The following is a 19,335-nucleotide window of genomic DNA, read 5'->3' as shown; positions in this document are numbered from 1 at the left end:
GGCCCCGGGGGCCGCGCCCCGCCCCCCCGCCCCCCGGCCCCCCCGGGGCCCCCCCGCGGCGACGGTCGTACTCGTGGTGCCCGTTGGAGGAGTCAGCCGAAGAGCGGACGGACCTCGATGGCGCCGCGCCAGGTGCCGGGGCTGAGCTTGGCGATCTCGACGGCGTGGTCGATGTCGCGGGCCTCGATCACCGTGAAGCCACCCAGCACCAGCTTGTCGTCGATGGCCGGGCCGTCGGTGACGCCGTCACTGCGCACGGCCTTGGCCGCCGTGCTCGGCTGCAGCGCGTAGCCCGCGACGATGCTGGCACCGAGCTCGTCGATCTTTCCGGCGTAGGCGCCGTGGGCCTCGAGCTCCTCCTGCGGAGCGTCCGACCAGTCGGCCGGGGTGGGAGCGTAAAGCAGAATCGCGAACTGAGCCATCAGGCTCTCCTTCCATTGTCGTTGTTCATTTACAACGAACCGGCCACCGCGCGTCGGCAAGCACCCGCGCACGATGGTACGGTCCGAGCTCTTTGTTCGTCGGCGAACCTGACGAAATCGACTGACAAATCCGGTTGACTGCTCCGGTGAGGCCCGGTCAAGACCTCACCGGAGGCGGTCTGGCTAAACCTCCTGGACCACCGGCGCCTTTTCGGTGTCCGGCGCGGCGCTCGCCTGGGCCTCACCCGCGGCGGGCTCCTCGGCCTGCGGCTCGCCGCCGCCGGCCGGGGGCTGACCGAAGGGCGGCAGCTTGCGCAGGACGACCGCGTTGACGACGGCGACGCCGAGCAGGAGCAGCGCGCTCAGGGCGGCCACGACGTGCAGGCCCGTGGTGAACGCCTCGCGCACCGGGGCGAGCAGGGCCGCGGCGATCTGCTCGGGCAGCGAGCCGGCCACCGCCGTGGCGCCCGCGACGCTCTCCTCGGCCGCCTTGACGGCCCCGGACGGGACGCTCGCCGGGATCGTCCCCTCCACCTGCGTGCGGTAGACGAAGGTGCCGATGGTGCCGACGGTCGCGATGCCGAGGGCGTAGCCGAACTCGTTGGAGATCTGCCCCAGCGACGACGCAGAGCCGGCCTTCTCCGGCGGCACGGACCCGACGACGAGGCCGGTGCCGAGGGTCAGCAGCGGGCCGCCGCCGAGGCACCAGACGGCGAAGCCGATCATCATGCCGATGGAGCCCGTGTCGACCTGGGTGAGCACGACCATTCCGGCGACGGTGAGGATCAGGCCGCCCGCGACGAGACGGGCGGGGGCGACCTTCCCGGCGAGCTGCGGCGAGACGGTGGTGCTGATGATGCCCATGACGAGACCCGGCAGCAGGCCGAGCCCGGCCTGCATCGGGGGCAGCCCGGCGACCGACTGGAAGTACTGCGTGACGAACAGCATCGTGGTGCCGGTCAGCGCGCTGTAGAACAGCATGCTGGTCAGCGCCGTGTTGAAGATGCCGTTGTTGAACAGGCGCAGGTCGAGCAGCGGGTCGGCGAGCGCCCGCTGGCGCCGTACGAACACCACGCCGATGATCAGGCCGATCACCAGGGCGGCGGCCGGGACGGCCTCCCAGCCGTTCCTGGCCAGTTCCTTGATGCCGTAGATCATCGGCAGGATCGCGGCCAGCGACAGCACGACGCTGACCAGGTCGATCCGGCCCGCCTGCGGGCTGCGGTACTCCGGCAGGAGAATCGGCCCGACGACCAGCAGCAGCACCATCGCCGGGACGCCCACCAGGAAGACCGAGCCCCACCAGAAATGCTGGAGCAGGAAACCGCCGACGATGGGCCCGACGATGGCCCCGATGGAGAAGCAGCCGGCCCAGATGCCGATGGCGGTCGCCCGCTGCTTGTCGTCGCGGAACATGTTGCTGATCAGCGACAGGGTGGACGGGCCGAGGGTCGCGCCGGCGATGCCGAGCACCGCGCGGGCCGCGATGAGCATTCCCGGGCTGGTGGAGTAGGCGGCGATCACTGAGGCGACGCCGAAGGCCGCGGCGCCGATCAGCAGCAGCTTGCGGCGGCCGATCCGGTCTCCGAGGTTGCCCATGGTGACCAGGAAGCCCGCGACCATGAACCCGTAGATGTCCACGGTCCACAACTGCTGGGTGCTGGTGACGTGCAGCGAGGCACTCAGGTGGGGCAGCGCCAGAAGCAGCATGAAGATGTCGAAGGAGACGAGAAGGGTGGGGAGGGCCAGAGCGGCTAGACCTACCCACTCACGTCGCCCAGCTTTGAGCTGCGCATCGTCAGTCACGTTCCTGTTTCCTCTCTTCGTCGGCCACAACGGGGGAAATTGGCCGCTATTGAGCAAGATGTGCGATTTACAGGGTTACGCTCGATATCAAGCCGGATTGCCCGGAGTTTGCGATATAGGGTTGAACCCGCCATCGACTTCCGGCAGCGGCGCCCGCCTTCTAGGCGTTCACGACCAGGCCGGTGGTGCGAGTACGGCCTGCGGAACGCGGACGACTACTTCGGCGAGCGGAGCAACCAAGGATCGCCAGGAACGACTTCGACAACAGCTCAGACCCAGAGCTCCCCGTATCCCGCGACACGCGGCGACACGAAGCGGGAGGGGAGGAAAGCCGCGTCGACAAAGCCAGAAACCGGTCAGAGCCAGCCATAGTAGGACACACCGACACCAGCCGACGCGCGAGATTCTGCGCATGACCACCCCGTTCTGTCCTATATTTCGGACATTCCGGAGAAACCATGCTAAGCCATCCACTTGTCATGCTGGTCGGTACGCTCCTTCCTACCGGCGACGGCCGGGCGACGGACCTTCTGCCGATGCTTTCTCCAGCATTCTCTCGTCGATCACCCCGCGATACTTCTTTCAAATTGCTCTCTGCCTTCACCTCCTTGTCGACCCCCCGAATGACCGCCGCCGACCCGCGCCCGCCATGGCAGGCGCCGCCCGATCCGCGCTTCACCCGTTCGCTGGACGCACCCGACGCGGCCCGGCCGCCGCGTCAGGCCGCGTCCCGGCGCCGTGCCGGGGCGGGGCGGCCGCTGTGATCCTGCGACCAGGCCCCGGCGATCCGCTCCCGCCCGAGATTGCCCCTGCCGAGCAGGTCGGCCAGCACCGCCGACCCCGCCCCGCCGGAGCTCCGCAGCGCGGACGCCGCCGCGGACAGGTCTCGGACGACGTCCTCCAGCACGGCCGCGACCGACTCGGCGTTCTGCTCGAGGATGTCGCACCAGAGGGCCGGGGAGCCGCTCGCGATCCGGGTGGTGTCCCGCAGCCCCGGGCCGACAAGCGACAGCATCGTCGCGTCGGCGCCGGCGAACCGCGCGGCGAGCGCGGCCGACACCACGTGCGGCGCGTGCGAGACGGCGGCCACCACCCGGTCGTGCGCCTCGGGGGCCAGCACCTTCGGCGCTCCCCCGCACACCGCCACCAGCCCGGCCACCAGGCGTACCGCCTCCTGAGAGGTGCCGGGGTGCGGGCACAGGGCCCACGAACGGCCGGCGAACAGCTCGGCTCGCGCCGCCGCGGGGCCGGACAACTCCCGGCCCGCCATGGGATGCCCGGGAACATAGGTGGTGAAATCGCAGCCCGCGAGCTCGGCGTCGGCGAAGATGCGGCCCTTCGTGCTCGCCACGTCGGTGTACACGCGGCCCAGTCCGCGCGCCTGCGCCTCCCGCAGCACCTTCACGACGGTGGACGGCGGGGTGGCGATGACGACCACGTCGGCGCGCGGCGTGGCGTCGGTCAGCGCGGCGCCCGCGCCCATCCGCTCGGCCTGCGCGAGAGAGGCCCGGTCGGTGTCGGACAGGGCCACCTGGATGCCGGCACGCCGCAGGGAGAGCGCGACCGAGGTCCCGATCACCCCGGTGCCGATGACCGTGACGCGGCGGATCGCGAGCGAATTCACCGGCCCCACGCTTTCCCGCGCGCCCCCGATATCCGACCGGGTGGCGCCTTCGGCCATCATGACCACCATGATCCTGCTGCCTTTCGTCGGCCATTTCTTCTGGCTGCGAAATCGTTCCCGCACCAACAACTGTGCGCCATTCACAGCCGTCCGGCCGCATGATCCGGAGGCAGCAAGTTGCCTTCCGACCGCCATTTCCTGCCACGCCCGTCCTGGACGGGGTGAAACCCGTGAGCGAACATGCAGAAGGGCTCCACCGGCACGTCGCCGGCGAAGCCCTCCGGAACATTCCCATTTCCCGCCGCCGGCTTTTCTCCACCGCCATGACGACAGGACGCCGTACGACGACTCCGGCCACGGCGAATAGAACGACTCCGAACCGCCCCCGTACGGCGCCGCGACGGCAGGACGCGGTGCAGCGGATGCGGCACCGCGACACAAGAACGACACCGACCCCCCGCCCCCACCGTCGCTCTCTCTACGGCGCCGCGACGGCGGGAGGTGGTGCGGCGGGTTCGGCGCCGTTGTGCGGTGGATGACCGGTGAACGGGGTGCTACACCGTGACCGGGGCGAACTGGCCCGGGGTGCGTCCGGCGCCTGCGGGGCCGCGGTAGCACTGGGCGATGTCCAGCCAGTGGTCGGCCTCCTCCCCCGTGGCGACCACGGCGAGGTCGTCGCGGTGGCGCCGCCGGGTGACCAGCAGGCAGAAGTCGGCGGCGGGCCCGCTGACCTTCTGCGGCGAGTCCTCCGGGCCGTACGCCCACAGCTCGCCCGAGGGAGCGGTCAGCTCGAAGCGGAACTCGGTCGCGGGCGGCGTGAGTCCCCGCGCCAGGTAGCCGAAGTCCCTGGTCAGCACGGCGAACACCACCAGGTGCTTGATGCGGTCGGTGACCTCCCGCCCTACCCCGACGGCGTCGAAGATGTCCTGCCCGTGGGCGAACTGCTCCATGATGCCCGCGCAGGCGAGCACGATCGGCGGCAGCGGGTTGACCAGCCACGGGACGGTCTGCCCGGCCGGGACGGCGGCCAGGGCCTCGACCACCTTGGCCCGCTCGGCGCGCCACTTGCCGAGCAGCACCTCGGGCGAGTCGCCGTCGTAGGCGGCGAGCGCGGCGTTCACGGCGCCGTTGAAGTCGTTCTCGGCACCGGCGACCATCGCCGCGAACGCCTCGGCGTCCGACGCCGCGGTGCCGGCCAGACGGAAGATGAAGGTCAGGTGGGCGATCTGGTCATGGATCGTCCACCCGGGGGCGGGTGTCGCCAGTTCCCACTGCGCCGGTTCCAACCCGGCGACCAGGCGGTCCAGTTCCTCACCTTCCGCGGTCAGGGCCTGAAGCACCTCATCCAGCTCGCTCACGATCGTGTCCTCTCATCGGTTCAGGAATTCGAAGGCTTGGAACTCACAGGGCGCCACCGCGCACAGGCCGGGTGACCTGGTCGTGGAACTCCGGGGCCTGGACGATCCAGGCGCCGGCCCGGCGGGCCGCGGTGAAGCTCGCCCACGAGGTCAGCTCGACCAGTGCGCGGTCGTCCGGTGTGCCGGCCCGGAACTCGTCGACCACGGACTGGTCCACCTGGTACGACGCCATCGCGGTCAGCAGCGCGAGCCGTCCGGCGGGCCGCTGGGCGGCCGGGAGCCCGGCCACCGCGGCGGCGGCCCAGGCGCGGCTCGGGCCGAGCGGCTCTCCGGTCCACGCCTCCAGCCGCGCGACGACCAGTTCGCGTACCGGCTGCGGCACCGAACGGCGGCCCGCCCGCTCCGCCGCGGCGGCCGCGCGGGCGAAGGCCGCGGCCAGGGCTTGCGTCCCGGCCCAGGACAGGTCCGGGGGCAGCGGCGCGGCCGGCAGCAGGTCCAGCGAGGCCCCGGGGGGTACGGACCTGCGCGCCGCCGGACGCATGAGCAGGCCGAAGAGCCGCATGAGCCCGCCGCGCGCCCCGGCCGGCACCTCGGGAGGCAGCGGTGACTCGCCGAGGAAGACGTTCACCATGCGGTTCAGGTAGTGGAAGGTGACCGCCACCGCGACCAGTTCGCCGGTCTGCTCAGGCGGTAGCGGCGGAGCGGATCGCGCCGCCGCGTCCCGCGTCCCCGTCGCGCGCGCCCATGCGGCGGCCCGGCGCAGCTCGGGGTCGGCGATCGCGTCGAGGTGGTCGTCCGCGATCTGTGCGGCGGGTCGGCCCGGCACCAGGCCGTCCATGGTGGCCTGGTGCACGTCGACGCAGTACGGGCAGGCGTTGCCGAGCGACACGGCCGTCGCGACGGCCTCCTTGACCGGACGGGGGACCCGCCCGGCGGCGAGCAGCGACTCGCGCAGCACCGTCCAGGAGGCCGCCAGGGGCTCCGCGGCGGGCGAGTGCAGCACGATCGGCGGCGCCAGCATGCCGAAGTCCCGCTCGACCTGGGCGTACACCCGCGCGACCAGGCCCTCGGCGACGCCCGGACGCACCGGCGTGACATGCCGGATGTGCGCCAGCGCCCCGCGCAGCATCACCCGGCTGAGCACCTTCCCCATCGTTACCTCCTGCTCCAGACCCTCACCGAACCTCCACCGGTCCCGGCCGCCCAGGGCGCCGATCCGGCCCGTCCCCCACCCCGCCGACGCGGCGCCCACGGAGAAACACCCCATGGCGGAGCACCCCGGGCACCAACGCCCCGAAGCCGCCGACGTGACACCCGCGGAGAAGCGCCCCACGGGCGAGCACCCGGGAGCGCCCCCGGCGAGGTCAGTGGTGGAGGAGGTCGGGGACGAGGTGGGCGACGCCCTTGCGGCCGCTGGTGGAGCCGTTCGGGGCGGGGGCGCCGTAGGTGACGTCGACGCCTCGTTCGCGGGCGGCGCGGACGATGGCGGGGATGGCGCGTTCGGCGAGGGCCGAGATGGTCATGGCCGGGTTGACCGTGAGTGCCCCCGGGACGGCGGAGCCGTCGGTGACGAAGATGCCGGAGTGGCCGCGCAGCTCGTGGCGGTCGTCCAGCGCGGAGGTCGCCGGGTCGTCGCCGATGCGGCAGGACGCCAGCGGGTGCACGGTGTAGGCGCCCACCACGTCGTTGGTCCACGCCGCGACCTCGGCCAGCCCGTCGCGTTCCAGGATGTCCTTGACCTCGGCGTCCGCCTCCGCCCAGGCGCGCAAGGTGTTCGCGGTGGGGTTGTAGCTGAGGCGGCCGATGCCCAGCATCTGCTGCGACAGCCGGTCGGCGTTGCCCTTGGCGGGCGGCGGCCCGAAGACGCCTTCGTTGTCGTCCTCGATCATCTGGAAGATGATCAGCCAGGACCGCCAGCGCTTGAGGATCTCCTTCTTGTCCACGCCGAACCAGCTCACCCCCTCGGCGCCGGGCACCTGCGCGAGGATGGTGCCGAGGCCGGGCGGGAAGTACAGCTGCTCCAGCGAGAAGCGGGAGTACTCCGGCAGCGAGCCGTCGAGCCGGTCCCAGCTGGCGACGACGGGGCCCTTGCCGATCTGGTTGGCCTCGTAGGCGAGGCCGTCGCCGCGTTCGAGCCCGAGCACCTCGCGCACGCGGTCCTCGTTGAAGATGGCGGTGTTGAGCCGCTCCCCGTTGCCCGAGAAGTACCGGCCGACGGCGTACGGCATGGCGCCGAGGGTTGCCTCGCTGCGCTGCAGGATGACGGGGGTGGCCCCGGCGCCCGCCGCCAGCACGATGATCTTGGCGTCGATGGTGCCGCTCTCGTGGCGGACGCGGTAGTCCTCGCCGTCCATGACGTCGTAGTGGACCCGGTAGCCGCCGTCGTCGGTCCGCGAGATCTGCTGCACCTCGTGCAGCGGCCGGATCTCCGCGCCGTGCGCGAGGGCGGCCGGCAGGTAGGTGAACAGCAGCGACTTCTTGGCGTCGAAGCGGCACCCGGCCATCATCCAGTTGCAGTTGGTGCACGCCGACAGGTCGATCGCGGCGGGGACGGGGTTCGCCGTACGGCCGGCGTGGTCGCAGGCCGCGGCCCAGAGGCCTCCGGCATAGCTGACATCGTTCCAGTCCTGCTTGGAGATCGGGATCGACTCGGCCACCCTGTCGTACCAGGGGTCGAGGGTGTCGCGGCTGACCGCGGCCGGCCACATGCGCCGCCCGATGCTGCCCCGGCGCTCGAAGACGAAGCGCGGCGCGCGGGGCATCGCGGCGAAGTACACGACGCTGCCGCCGCCGACGCAGTTGCCGCCGAGGATGCTCATGCCCTCGCCCACGACGAAGTCGAAGATCCGGGTGTAGGACGAGCCGAGCTTGAAGTCGTGGTCGAAGTCCTTGCCCGTCAGCCATGGCCCGCGTTCGAGCACCACGACCTTCGCGCCGCCGGCGGCGAGGTGGTAGGCCGCGATCGCGCCGCCGAAGCCGCTTCCGACCACGAGGACGTCGGTGCGTTCGGTGCTGGTCATGCGGGGCTCCCTGAGGGGGTGGTGTCCGGGTGCAGGCGGGCGAGCGGCCGGCCGTAGGAGTACTGCGGGAACCGCCACAGCCCGTCGGGACCGGGCTTCTCGATGCCGAGCGCGAGCAGCCCCGGGTGCCCGGCGGCGATCGCGTCGGCGGTGTGCATGTGGGCGGCGGAGTCGAAGGCCATGTTGCTGAACAGGGCGAGGCTGACCCACAGCGCCTTCTCCGGGTGGCCGACGGCGGTCAGGCGCCGCACCAGGTCGGTGCGCTGCTCGAACTCCAGGGCGACGAACGGCGGCACCGACTCGTCCAGCGTGAGCCCGTGCTCGGCGGCGTACGCGGTGGCGTGGTCGTTCAGTGCGCTCGCGAAGCCGTCCAGGCCCTCGCTGACCCCGGTGGCGTCCCATTCGAGCAGCTCGATGGCGCCGGAGGCCACCGCCCCTCCGCCGGCTGAGGCGCCGACGACGGCCCGGTCGCCGGGGAACCGCTTCTCGCCGGGGACGATGGTGTCGGCGAACGCCTCGATGGTCATCGTCCTGGCTTCATATCCGTCAGGGATTCGCGGTGGCATAGGCGTCTCCTCGTCCGGGTCGACCGCTGACCAGTCCACCGTCAGCCATCACCGTGACGAACGCATCTTCTGCCGTGCTTTCAGCCCTACTGACCGGATCGCGTACATCGGATGTACGACCGCTCACCTGCCGGTGAACGCGCGCCCGTTTCCACGGGTTCGGCCCGCGAATGTGGTGATCGGTTTCCATCCCGGTGAAACCCATATGGGCAGGCTGGGGGCGGATAGGGGTTGTCGCAGGAAGGCGCCGAGGCCAATTCTGATGACATGGCCCAGTGCCGTCGAAGTGTCGTCGTCGAGCGTCGTTTTCCCAGGATTTCACAACCCGGTTCAGTGGGATCCGATCGCCGCCATGAGCGCGCGCACATGACGGAGGCTCGTGGCGACGAGTTCTCCCGTGTCAATTCGGGGGCGATTCTCACAACACCTCCAACGCACGGGGGGAGCAATGGATAACGCGATCGAGCAGGCCGTGCTTCGCGTCGTCAGAAGCATGCACGAGAATCTCGGAGAGCAGCTCACCATCAACGACATGGCCCGTACGGCGATGTTCAGCAAATTCCACTTCTCCCGTGTCTTCCAGCGCGTGACGGGGCTTTCTCCCGGCAGATTCCTTTCGGCCGTGCGATTACAGGAGGCCAAGAGGCTGCTCGCCTCGACGTCGCTGACGGTCACCGACATCAGCCACCGTGTCGGCTATTCCAGCGTCGGCACCTTCAGTTCGCGGTTCACCAGCAGCGTCGGCGTCTCGCCGACGAAGTACCGGCAGATGCGGGGCATCACCCCGCAGATGACCATCGAGTGGGTGGAGCTCGCCGGCGACGGGCCGGCGACGACGATCACGGGCGCCATCTCCTCCCCGCTCAAGGACCAGCCGATCTTCGCCGGGCTCTTCCCCGACCGGATCCTCGAGGGCAGGCCCGTCAGGTACACGATCCTGCGCAAGCCGGGCCCGTACGTCCTGGAGGACGTCCCCCAGGGCGAGTGGCACCTGATGGCGCAGTCGATCGCCCCCGGGCGCGAGGACGCCGTCGACCACCCGCCGGGCGGCGACGAGGCGCTGTGCATCGGACGGCACGGGCCGATCACCGTGCGGGGCGGCGCGGAGACGAAGGTCGCCGACCTGCACCTGCGGCCGATGCGGCCCCTCGACCCTCCGGTGCTGCTGGCCCTGCGCGACCTGCTGTCGGTGAATCTGGCCACGAGCACCCCGAGCCCGCGGGCCGAGATGAACGTCCCGCAGCTGACCCACTGAGAGCCCCCACGACGACCCCTGCAGGCCGGCACACGCCGGCCTGTTCGTCGTTTCCGCGGCCTCCGCGGCGCCGGCCGGCTCACGACGTGTCCGGCGACGGCGAAGCGGGAGAAAGGCCCCCCGCTCTCCGGGCGGCGGGAGAGCGGGGGACGGATGCGGTCAGCCCGCCAGGTGGACGGTCATCGGGAGCCCGCCGCGCACCCGCAGCGACAGCATGGGCTCCGGCACCACCTTGTACCCGGGGACCTTGGTGAGCCGCAGCTCACGCGCCACCATGGCGATGACGAACGTCGCCTCCATCATCCCGAGGTGGTTGCCGACGCAGAACCGCGGCCCGGCGCCGAACGGGATGTAGGCGTACCTCGGCCGGTTCACCGGCCGGGCGGGGTCGAACCGGTCCGGGTCGAACCGGTCGGGGTCGTCCCAGAAGGCCGGATGCCGGTGCAGCGTGTACGGGCTGATCAGCACGTCCGAACCCGCCGGCACGTGGTAACCGCCGACCTCGTCGTCGCCCTGCGCCTCCCGGGGCAGCATCCACACCGGGGGGTACAGGCGCATGACCTCCTCCACCACCTGGGCGGTGTACCTGAGCCGGTGGAGGTCCTCGTACACCGGGAGCCGGTCGCCCAGCACCTCCACGGCCTCGGCGTGCAGCCGTTCCCGCACCTCCGGGTGCCGGTCGATCAGGTAGAACGTCCAGGCGAGCGTGCTGGCCGTCGTCTCGTGCCCGGCGAGCAGCAGCGTGACCAGTTCGTCCCGCATGCGCTGCCGGCCGACCCGGTGGTCGGCCTCCTGCCGGGTGGAGGCGATGAGGCGGGACACCACGTCGTCGCCCAGCTCGCCGGGCCGGGCCAGCCGCTCGGCCTCCAGGTGGTCGACGATCCGCTGCAGCTCGGCGCGCGCCCGGCGGAACCGCAGCTGCTTGGGCAGCGGCACCCACATCGGCACCTTGCTGAGCGTGACCAGCTCGAACATCGCCTGGTCCTGCACGGCCTCGAACGCGTGCCCGATGGTCGCGAACGCGCCGAGGTCGGCGTCGAGCAGGGTGCGCCCGAGCACGCCGAGGCTGAGCGCGGTCATCTCCTGCACCACGTCGACCGGCTCGCCCCCGGCATGGGAGCGCAGCCGCTCGACGAGGCCGGCGGCCTCCTTGGCGATGGCCGCGTCCTGCCGGGAGATGCGCTTGTTCTGGAAGACCGGCTGGATCATGCGGCGCTGCTTGCGCCACAGCTCGCCCTCGCTGGTCAGCAGCCCGTCGCCGATGGCACGCCGGGCCTGAACGAGCCCGACGCCCTTGTGGTAGTTGCCGCTGTTGTCGGCGAGCACGTGCTTGGCGTGGTCGGGGTGGTTGAAGAAGTACAGCTTCTTCGGGCCGATGACCAGCCGGGCGGCGTCGCCGTACGTCGCGGCGAGCGCCATCAGCGCGAGCCGGTCGGTGGCCAGCTTCTTGAACAGCCCCGGGCCCGCCCACAGGGGCGGACCCGGGGGGACCCGGCGGCCGCCCTGGGGGGTGGACGGCCGCCGGGACGCCTCGGACCTGGTGACGGTCACGACGGCACCTCGCTCCAGTCGGGGCTGATCTGCCGGAACTTGCCCTTGAAGACGAGCAGGGCGTCCCGGTCGGTCGGCCGGTGCAGCGACACGATCTTCCCTATGAAGATCGTGTGGTCGCCGCCGTCGTAGGTCCGCCACAGTTCGCACTCGAAGCTCGCCAGGGTGCCCGTGAGGAGCGGCACCCCGGTCACCTCGCCGGGAGCCCAGTCGACGTGGTCGAACTGGGCCGCGCCCAGGGTGCGCCAGCGGTCGGCGAAGTGCAGCGCGACGCGTTCCTGGTGCGCGGCCAGCACCGACACGCCGAAGCTGCCGGTGGCGGTGAGGCACTGGTGCATCACGGCGCCGCGGTCGACGCAGATCAGCACCAGTGGCGGGTCGAGCGAGACGGAGGTGAAGGAGTTGGCGGTCATGGCGTGCGGGTTGGGGCCGCCCGTCGTGACCACCGTGACCCCGGTGGCGAAGGTCCCGAACGCCCGCCGCAGCGTGGCGACGTCCGCCACCGGGCGGGATTCCGTGGAGTTGTCGACTTTCACGCTGTCCTCCTGGCTTGCTTCCTGGTCCGCGCCTACGAGGCGTACGGTTCGAGCGCCCGCGCCAGGGCGTCGGGGACCCTGGAGGGGACCGTGCGGGTGTTCGGCCCGCGCATGCACGCCACCCGCTGGCGTCCCCGCGCGATCAGGACCTCGGTGCCGTCCGGGTCGAGCCGGACGTAGTCGAAGCTGAACTCGACCTGGGTCTGGGCCAGCTCCTGCAGCCGCATCCTGATGGACAGCTCGCTGAAGGCCGTGATCTCGGCGAAGAACTCGCAGTCGACCTTCAGCGTGAACAGCTTCAGGTCGTCCTGGAGGTCGGCGAGGACCTCCGGCGCCCGCTCCTTGAGGAACATCTCCCTGCAGCGTCCCTGCCAGCGCAGGTAGTTGACGTAGTACACGTTGCCGACGATGTTGGTCTCTTCGAAGCCGACCGTGTGCAGGTATTCGTAGTACTTGCCCATGGCCTAGGACCGCCCTTCTGTGAGGACCGCGAGCACGACCGGGTGCGGTGCGTCCCGCAGGGTGGTGACGAGCGTCGACACGCGCGCGTCGCCGGCGGCGAAGACCGCCCAGGCGCCGTGCCCGGCCGGGGTGAGGGCGAGCGTGGAGCCGGCGCCGCCGAGGCTTTCGACGGCGGCCAGCACCCGGGCCGCGGCGGTGTCGAGGCCCTCGCCGGTCTGCCGGGAGACCTCCTCGGCGAGCGGCGCGTGGGAACCGAGCAGTTCCCGCCACTCGGCCTGTGTCCGCTCGGCCACCTGCGCGACGGCGGCACCGGCCGCCGTACCGGCCACCAGGAGGGTCAGCCCGGCGCCGTGGGCGGCGGCGACCGGGGTGCCGTCCGCCTCCAGCCGGCCGTCCACCTGCCGCACCTCGACCGGACGGCCGAGGGCGCGCCCGGCGGCCACGGCCGTACGGGCCTCGGCGTCGCCGTCCTCGTCGTACGGCTCCACCGCGACCGCGACGCGCGCGCCCACGAGGTCCTCCAGCGTGCGCTCGAGGTAGGAGCCGAGCAGCGGCGTCACCCACGGCCCGCGTCCGTCCTTCTTGCGCACGGCCTGCAGGCGCAGGCCCTCCCACCGCTCGACGACCTCGCCGGACGGCGTGCGCACGGCGATGTCGTAAATGTAGGTGTCGCCGTCGCGGGAGCGTTCGGTGGCGCAGTAGCGCAGCTCGCCCGCCTCCGCCAGCGCGGCCCCGCCGGGGTGCACGCGCTCGATGCCGACCGGCAGCAGCGTGGCGTCCGGGACGCAGACCTGGTTGCCGTGCATGAGCGCGTCACGCATGCCGGGGTCGCCGAGCAGCAGCTCACCCGACAGGTACCCGGCGAACCAGTCGCGGGCGGACAGCGCCGCGACGTCGGCGTCGACGTGCCGGGCGGCGGCCCGGTGGTAACGGCGCAGCCGGTGGAACCGGGTGCCCTGGAACAGCGTGTCACCGTACATCTCGGTCGCCGGGTCCAGCGGCACCGGGGGCAGCCCCTCGGCGACCTGGTCCGGCGGCCCGGCGGGCGCCGGGTCCGCGGTGTAGCGCAGCCCGGCGCGGAAGTGGTCCACCTCGAAGCCGGTCTCCGCGCTGCGGATCGACACCCGCAAGGTGTCGTCGCCGGTGACGGTGGCGGCGATGCGGATCGTCGTACTGCCCTCCGGCGGCACGATGATGGGCCGCAGGAACTCCGCCTCCTCGATGACCGGCGCCGCCTCGCGCCCGGTGAGGGCGTGGGCGACCTGGGCCATGGCCTCCATGCCGAACACCGCGGGGAACAGCAGGTTCCCGTCGAGCAGGTGGTCGGCCAGGTAGAGGTCGGTGCCGGCGTTCATCTCGGCCTCGGTGACCAGCTCGACGCCGTGGTAGTGGATCAGCGGCTTGTCGACGAACCGCAGCAGCGGCAGCTCCGGCAGGTCGTACCGGACGGTGCCGACACCCTCGGTGCGCCCGCTGATCACGACGATCGAGGGGCTGTCGGGGTCGGTGACCAGGCGCCGCATGATGCCCACGCCCTGCTCGGGGTTGATCGGCGTGATGCCCTTGCGGGCCAGGCCCTCGACGACCGACAGCTTCTCGCCCATGCCGACCTCGGACCACACCGACCATTCCATGCAGATCGCGTGGCACCGCGGGTGCCGTTCGCCGAACTCGCGGGTGAGGTCGGCCATCCAGTCGTTGGCCGTGGAGTAGTGCGCCTCGCCGTGCAGCCCGGCGCGGCCGATGATGCTGCCGAACGTCACCAGCAGGCGCAGCCGCTCCGGTTCGACGGCGTCGAGCACGTTGCGCAGGCCGTCGATCTTGGGGGCGAACGTCCGCCGGAACGCGGCCGCGTCGAGGCTCGGGATGCCCGCCGGCTCGTTGCGTCCCGCGCCGTGCAGGACGGCGGTGACGGGCCCGAGGGCGGCCTCCAGCTCGGCGACGCCGGCGCGGACCTGGTCCGCGTCGGTGACGTCGGCGCGCGCGTAGCGGGCGGTCACGCCCGTGTCGGCGAGCCTGCGCAGGTTGGCCGCGAGCTCCTCGTCCGCCGCGGCGTCCGAGCGGCCGAGGATGGCGAGCCTGGCGCCGCTGTCGGCGGCCACGGCCAGGGCGCACTCGAAGGTGATGCCCTTGCCGCCGCCGGTCACCAGCAGCACGTCGTCCGCGCCCAGCGGCTGGACGGTACGGGCCGGGGTCACGGGCAGCACCCGCAGCGTCGGCACGCGCCGCGCGCCGTGCTCGTCGTAGAACGCCTCGGCGAACCGGGTGGTCGCGGCGACCTCGCCCACGACCCAGCCGACCGCCTCGTCCGTCACCGGCACGTGGACGACGGTGGTGCGGAGGTGCGGCGCCTCAAGCTGCAGCGTCTTGGCCAGCCCGGCCGCGCCGCGGTCGTGCTGGACGACCACGAAGCGGGTGCCCTCGGGGCTGCCGGCCGCCGTCTTGGCCGCAAGCAGCGCCTGCTCCAGATGCTCCTCTGCGCAGTTCTGCGGCAGGACCACCAGTACACCGGAACCGACCTTCCCGCGTTCGAGCGCCTCGCGCAGCGGCCCGGCGAGGGGGGAGTCCCCGGCCGCGTACAGCTGCCACGGGCCGTTCTCCTGCGGGGAGGTGCGGGCCGGCAGCGGCAGCTCGTCCAGGTCGACGGCGAACGCCCGCGCCCAGGGGGCGGCGCCCGCCACGATGGCGGGAGCCTTGGAGTCGGCCGCGCCCGCGTTCTGCGCCAGCGCGTCCAGCGCCTCCGACAGCTCGCGCAGGCTCGCCGTCGCCAGGTTCGTCGGCGCGTGGGAGGCCGGCACGCCGAGCCGCTGGGTGGCCTGGTCGATGATGTGCATGACCGTGACCGAGCTGAGGTGCAGCTCGTCCAGCGGCCTGCTGTCCGCGCTGACCATCTCCAGCGGCAGCTCGGCCCGCTCGGCGGCCAGGCGGCGCAGCAGGTCGATGCTCGACTCGGCGGCGCCGCCGGCAGCCGGGGCCTCGGCGGTGGCGGCGGGCGCCGCCGCGACGGCCGAGGCCGCCGCGGCGCCCCCGATGCGCACCTCCGGGGCCTTCTCGGTCGGGTTCTGGAAGAACGAGAACTCCGCGCCGACCTCCAGCGGCCGGACCAGCCGGCCGTGGAACAGCTCCTCGTGCACGACCGGGACACCCGCGACGTACGCCGCGCCGGCCACCCGCAGCAGCCCGGTCAGCGACTCGTCGTCGGTGTCCAGGGCGACGGCGGGCACGTCGGTCACCGACGACGCCAGCCCGCTGAGCACCCGGCCCGGCCCGACCTCGACGAACAGGTCGATGCCCTTGGCCGCCCGCTCCACGGCCTGCGTGAACAGCACCGGGTCGGTGATCTGCCGGTGCAGCAGCGCCGGGATGTCGATGTTCGACGGCAGCGTCTCCCCCGTGACGGTGGAGACGATCTGCCGCCCGATCGGGGCGAACTCCTCCTCGGCGAGCCGCTCGCCGAACGCGTCGGCGGCCGGCGCGACCAGCGGCGAGTGGAAGGCGTGCGAGACGGCGAGGCGGGTCCACTTCAGGCCCGCGGCCGTCGCCTTGCCGCCGAACGCCTCGATGGCGTCCACGGGCCCGGCGACGACGGTCTGCTCGGGCCCGTTGTACCCGGCGATGACGACCGGCAGGTCGGCGATCAGGTCGTTCACCGCGTCGGGCGTCGCGCGGACGCCCGCCATGGTGCCCGAGGCGCTGTGCTCGGTCATGGCCTTGCCGCGGGCGGCGGCCAGGCGCAGCAGGGCCTCCTCGTCGAGGGCGCCCGCCCAGTGCAGGGCGGAGATCTCGCCGAGGCTGTGGCCGACCGCGACGTCCGCCTCGACCCCGATGGTGGTCAGGGCGCGCAGCCCGGCGATCGAGCCGGTGACGATGCGGGGCTGGGCCACCGCGGTCGCCACCATGTCGCCGCCGGTGGGCAGCTTCGCCTGGAGGTACACCTCCTCCACCTCGGGGAAGCGCCGCCGCAGCGCGCCGCCGCTGGTGCCGCGCCCCGAGCCCTGGCCCGGGAACAGGAAGCCGACGCGTCCGGGCCCGTCCGCGTGACCGAGGAAGGCCCGGCCGTCGGAGGCGAACAGGCTGGTCTCGCCGGCGTCGAGCGCGTCGAGCACCCGGCGCAGCTGCCGTTCGGCGTCCTCGGGCGAGGTGACCACGACGGCGGCGCGGAACGGCAGGTCGCGCAGGTCCCGCTGCAGCGTGGCAGCGAGGTCGGCGAGCTGGGCGTACGACACCGCGGGGACGAAGTCGGCCAGTTCGGCGAGCCGCTCGCGCAGCGCCTGCGGCGAGGCGGCGTCGGCGAGCAGCAGCTCGGCGTCCTGCAGTGACGCGGCCAGCGTCTTGGTGCGGGTGGACGGCCGCTTGCGCGGGCCGGTCTTCTCCAGCACCACGTGGGTGTTGATGCCGCCGAAGCCCATGGCGGTGACGCCGGCCCGCACCGGGGTCCGCGCGGGCCACGGCTCGGCCTTGCGCAGGGCGCGCAGCGGCGCCGACTCCCCGGTGAGGATCTCGTGCGGGTCGACGCAGCCGATGGCGGGCGGGAGCACCTGCTCGTGCACCGCCATCGCGGCCTTGATCAGCCCGGCGACGCCGGCCGCGGCCTTGGCGTGCCCGATCATCCCCTTGATGGACGTCACGGCGGCGGCGCCGGGCTCGGCGCCCGCCTCGGCCCTGGCCTGCGACAGCGCGGTCAGCTCGGTGGCGTCACCGACCGCCGTGCCCGTGCCGTGGCCCTCGAACAGGCCCACCGTCTCGATGCCGAACCCGGCCCGCTCGTAGGCCCGCCGCAGCGCCAGCTTGTACCCGCTGACCTCGGGGCGGGTGATGCCGCCCTTGCCGTCGGAGGAGATGCCCCAGCCGGCGATGGTGGCGTAGACGCGGCGCCGGGCCTCGACGGCCTCCTCCTCGCGCATCAGCACGATCATGCCGCAGCCCTCGCCCGGCCAGAAGCCGTTGGAGTGGCGGTCGTACAGCCGGAAGTCGCTCTTGGCCAGGGCGCCGGTCTTGGCGAAGCCCACGATCTCGAACGGGTCGATGGACAGGTCGACGCCGCCGGCGATCGCGACGTCGACCTCGCCGTCGATGAGCGCCTTGCACGCCGTCGTCACCGACAGCAGCGAGGAGGAGCAGGCGCCGTCGACGGTGTAGCCGCCGCCGTTGAGGTCGAAGTGGTTGCAGATCCGCCCGGCGATGGTGTTCGACAGGCCGCCCGCCAGGGTGTCCTCGTCGATCCCAGGGAACGGGCTCTTGTAGGTCGCCTCCAGGTCCGACAGCAGGCCTTCGAGCCGGTCGTCGTCGAAGCCCTGCTCCTTGAGCACCGCGGCCACCGTGCGGCGGACGTACGGCCAGCGCAGCCGCATGACGTTGGCCCTGGTGAACTCGCCGGTCAAGGTGTTGCCGACCACCACGCCGGTGCGCTCCCGGGGCAGGCCCTCCGCCCCGGGGAAGCCCGCGTCCGCCAGCGCCCGGCCCGCCATGTCGAGGGCGAGCCAGTGCGTCAGGTCGGTGGAGCGGTAGGTGCTACCGGCGATCTTGTAGCCCACCCGGTCGAACTCGTACCCCTCGATCACCGCGGCGGTGCGGGCGTAGAAGGTGTCGGGGTGCGCCGGATCGGGGTGCCAGTAGTCCGACAGGCGCATGCGCACGTCGGGGAGCCTGCGGAAGGCACGGCGACCGGCGAGAGCGTTCTCCCACAGCTCTCTCGGCGAGGCGGCGTCCGGGTAGCGGCACGCCATGCCGACGATCGCGATCCTGCTCATACGGCCGCGACCTCTTTCCCGGCGGGCTTGCCCTTCTCCACCGGCAGGTCGGCGATGGCCTGGATCGCCGCCTGCGCCTCGCGCTGCTTGCGGGCCTTCTCCATGAAGTGGATCGACCAGTGGAAGCCGCCGCGGATGGCGCAGACGGCGGCGGTGGCGAAGAAGATGGCGTAGGAGATGTGCACGGCGGTCAGCAGGCCGTACATCAGGGCGACGCCGCCGCCGAACAGCACCTGGTTGGCCGGCTTGGACGGGCTGGTGCCCGGGTCGGTGATCATGTAGTTGCTGAACAGCACGAACGCGACACCGGTCATCATGCCGAGCGCGGCGGGGATCGAGGTGCCGAACAGGATGCCGCGGACGATCGACTGGAGGGCGAAGACGCCGACCCAGCCGGCGATGAGCGGCATGCGGTTGGTCAGCTTGCCGTTCAGCATCGTGCCGCCGAGGATGATGATGGCCGGGATCAGCCAGTCCACCCAGGTGTCGACGTGCTCGGTGAAGTGGTACGGCGGGGCGATGCTGGCCCAGGGGAACAGCAGCAGGATGACGGCGATGCCGAAGTTCGACGGGTTCATGTAGTGCCGCATCCGGCCCTTGATGGGCGTGCGCAGCACCCACTTGGCGCCGACCGCGACCATGACGCCGAAGATGAGCACCCACAGCCGGTCGTTGACGTAGATCAGCATGTTCATCGCGAGGCTGCTGATGTGCGCCGGGTACAGGAACTCCATCAGGCCGCGGAAGCCGTTGCCCTGGTAGCGCGGCGCGCGCTTCTCGGCCTTGGCGCCGATGTACTCAAGGCCGATCTCGGTGGCGTAACCGGTCGCCAGGGCGATGAAGGGCCACAGCCACGGCTGCTCGAAACCGAGGATCGTGAAGCCGACGATGTTGAAGACGCTGATCGAGATCGCGAAGTTGCGCAGGGCGATGACCACCTTGGGGTCATGACGCGGCGGCGCACTGGGTTTCTTGTCCGACATGT

Annotated in this window: 13 protein-coding genes; 1 reads left to right on the top strand and 12 read right to left on the bottom strand. The window is 72.0% G+C overall.

Going from position 1 to position 19,335, the window contains the following annotated elements; all coding sequences use genetic code 11:
• Positions 1-92 precede the first annotated feature (92 nt).
• From KIK05_RS10810 to KIK05_RS10780, 7 genes are all read right to left on the bottom strand, one after another.
• Positions 93-422, bottom strand: coding sequence for a YciI family protein (locus KIK05_RS10810; RefSeq protein WP_214410497.1), 330 nt, complete (start codon positions 420-422; stop codon positions 93-95).
• A gap of 183 nt (positions 423-605) precedes the next feature.
• Complete coding sequence (locus tag KIK05_RS10805) at positions 606-2,228, bottom strand: MFS transporter (RefSeq protein ID WP_308249853.1); 1,623 nt, start codon at positions 2,226-2,228, stop codon at positions 606-608.
• A 718-nt stretch (positions 2,229-2,946) separates the two neighbouring features.
• The gene (locus tag KIK05_RS10800) at positions 2,947-3,852 is read right to left on the bottom strand and encodes a prephenate dehydrogenase (protein WP_214410496.1); all 906 of its coding nucleotides are present in this window, start codon (positions 3,850-3,852) and stop codon (positions 2,947-2,949) included.
• Between the two features lie 554 nt (positions 3,853-4,406).
• Positions 4,407-5,210 (bottom strand): TIGR03084 family metal-binding protein, encoded by an 804-nt coding sequence (locus tag KIK05_RS10795; protein WP_214410495.1) that lies wholly within the window; start codon positions 5,208-5,210, stop codon positions 4,407-4,409.
• 43 nt (positions 5,211-5,253) lie between these two features.
• Positions 5,254-6,363, bottom strand: a complete 1,110-nt coding sequence (locus KIK05_RS10790) for a carboxymuconolactone decarboxylase family protein (RefSeq protein ID WP_214410494.1) — start codon at positions 6,361-6,363, stop codon at positions 5,254-5,256.
• 211 nt (positions 6,364-6,574) lie between these two features.
• The gene (locus KIK05_RS10785; protein WP_214410493.1) at positions 6,575-8,230 is read right to left on the bottom strand and encodes a GMC family oxidoreductase N-terminal domain-containing protein; all 1,656 of its coding nucleotides are present in this window, start codon (positions 8,228-8,230) and stop codon (positions 6,575-6,577) included.
• A complete protein-coding gene (locus KIK05_RS10780) occupies positions 8,227-8,757 on the bottom strand; it encodes a DUF5987 family protein (protein WP_250562610.1) in 531 nt (176 codons plus the stop codon). Before KIK05_RS10780 ends, KIK05_RS10785 begins: the two co-directional genes overlap by 4 nt.
• Before the next feature lie 487 nt (positions 8,758-9,244).
• On the opposite strand from KIK05_RS10780, the gene KIK05_RS10775 reads away from it, so the two are divergent.
• Positions 9,245-10,051, top strand: coding sequence for a helix-turn-helix domain-containing protein (locus KIK05_RS10775; protein ID WP_214410491.1), 807 nt, complete (start codon positions 9,245-9,247; stop codon positions 10,049-10,051).
• 159 nt (positions 10,052-10,210) lie between these two features.
• On the opposite strand, the gene KIK05_RS10770 is transcribed toward KIK05_RS10775, so the two are convergent.
• Genes KIK05_RS10770 through KIK05_RS10750 form a run of 5 tightly spaced genes read right to left on the bottom strand, consistent with a single transcriptional unit; the run spans position 10,211 to position 19,333 of the window.
• Positions 10,211-11,602 (bottom strand): cytochrome P450, encoded by a 1,392-nt coding sequence (locus KIK05_RS10770; RefSeq protein WP_214410490.1) that lies wholly within the window; start codon positions 11,600-11,602, stop codon positions 10,211-10,213.
• Positions 11,599-12,138 carry a flavin reductase family protein gene (locus KIK05_RS10765; RefSeq protein WP_214410489.1) on the bottom strand — a complete coding sequence of 180 codons (540 nt, stop codon included), beginning with the start codon at positions 12,136-12,138 and terminating at the stop codon, positions 11,599-11,601. The genes KIK05_RS10770 and KIK05_RS10765 overlap by 4 nt, the downstream gene beginning before the upstream one ends.
• A gap of 32 nt (positions 12,139-12,170) precedes the next feature.
• A complete protein-coding gene (locus KIK05_RS10760) occupies positions 12,171-12,599 on the bottom strand; it encodes an acyl-CoA thioesterase (protein ID WP_214410488.1) in 429 nt (142 codons plus the stop codon).
• Between the two features lie 3 nt (positions 12,600-12,602).
• Entirely contained in the window at positions 12,603-18,350 is a 5,748-nt protein-coding gene (locus tag KIK05_RS10755; protein ID WP_214410487.1) for a type I polyketide synthase, read from the bottom strand.
• Positions 18,347-19,333: an enediyne biosynthesis protein gene (locus KIK05_RS10750; protein WP_214410486.1), complete on the bottom strand. Its 987-nt coding sequence runs from the start codon at positions 19,331-19,333 to the stop codon at positions 18,347-18,349. The genes KIK05_RS10755 and KIK05_RS10750 overlap by 4 nt, the downstream gene beginning before the upstream one ends.
• Positions 19,334-19,335 lie beyond the last annotated feature (2 nt).

The organism is Sphaerisporangium fuscum, from assembly GCF_018531465.1.
Lineage (GTDB): Bacteria > Actinomycetota > Actinomycetes > Streptosporangiales > Streptosporangiaceae > Sphaerisporangium > Sphaerisporangium fuscum.
Note: the sequence above shows the minus strand (reverse complement) of the source record. Positions and strands in the feature narration are given on the sequence as shown.